This window comes from Bacillus sp. JJ1521, assembly GCF_036965165.1.
Lineage (GTDB): Bacteria > Bacillota > Bacilli > Bacillales > Bacillaceae_L > Ferdinandcohnia.
Genome location: NZ_JBALOX010000077.1, coordinates 29,767 through 30,772, shown reverse-complemented (window position 1 = coordinate 30,772; position 1,006 = coordinate 29,767). Strand labels below are relative to the sequence as shown.

Genomic DNA, 1,006 nt, shown 5'->3' with positions numbered 1-1,006 from the left:
CAATCCCAGGTTACGGAAATGTCGTATTATTTCCTAAATATGCTGTTAAATCTGAAGAGCAATTAAAAGAAATTCTCGGCTTCTTTGATAAACTAGCAACTCCAGAAATAGCAAACCTAATTTTCTGGGGAATTGAAGGCGAACATTATACAGTCCAAGAGGGTAGTGCACTAGCTTCAGAGGACACTGATCTAACAACTAGGGAGGTAAAACCATACCAATCTCTGGAAATTGGTGAACCTAAGACAAATGGTAGATATGAAGGCGTATTTACATTACCTGCTAAAGAAAAAGCAGAAGAACTAATTGAAGACAATGAAAATTACTTAATTCATGACCCAACTATTCCACTTGATTCTGCAACATTTGCAGAAAGAGGCGAACTTTTAAATCAAAAGATAAATGATGCTACCTATCAATATATTCTTGGTGATCTAGATAAGGCTGGGTTTGAAAAAGTAATTGCAGATTGGAAGAAATCTGGTGGGGACAATGTTATCAAAGAATTTAATGAAACCTATCAGAACATGAAATAAGTAACACCCTATTAAAATGAGTGAAGGTAAAAAAAGTCTTCACTCATTTGTTAGTTTTTTACTTCGCGAAAAATTCAAAGCCTTTTGTAAATGTGATAATCATTTTCTTATAACCATTATTGAAAGTGCTTTCAAACCCTTAGTTTATAGGGACATGTGAGAATTTGATTATTCACAACATCATAGCATGGAGATAAATTTAAGGTGCACCACAAAAAATAAATAGGGGGAATTACTTTGAAGAAAAGTAAGAAGTTTTTAGGCCTATCCCTTGCTCTCATGATAGGGGTTGGAGGACTGGCTGCTTGTTCAAATGAAAGCGCTTCAGGAAATAAGAGTTCTGAAAAGCCAAAAGAACAAAAGGAGGAGAAAGTTAGCTTCACAATTATGGCTAACCTTCATACACCTGAAGTTCCATCTGACAAAATTGAAAAGTTGTTAGAAGAAAAAACAGGTGTTGATCTCACAAT

General features: G+C 34.8%; 2 pseudogenes. Both read left to right on the top strand.

From position 1 onward, the window contains the following. A pseudogene (locus tag V7147_RS12760) lies at positions 1-536 on the top strand (extracellular solute-binding protein); the annotation flags it as partial. A gap of 237 nt (positions 537-773) precedes the next feature. Further along, positions 774-1,006: pseudogene (locus tag V7147_RS12755) on the top strand (extracellular solute-binding protein); the annotation flags it as partial.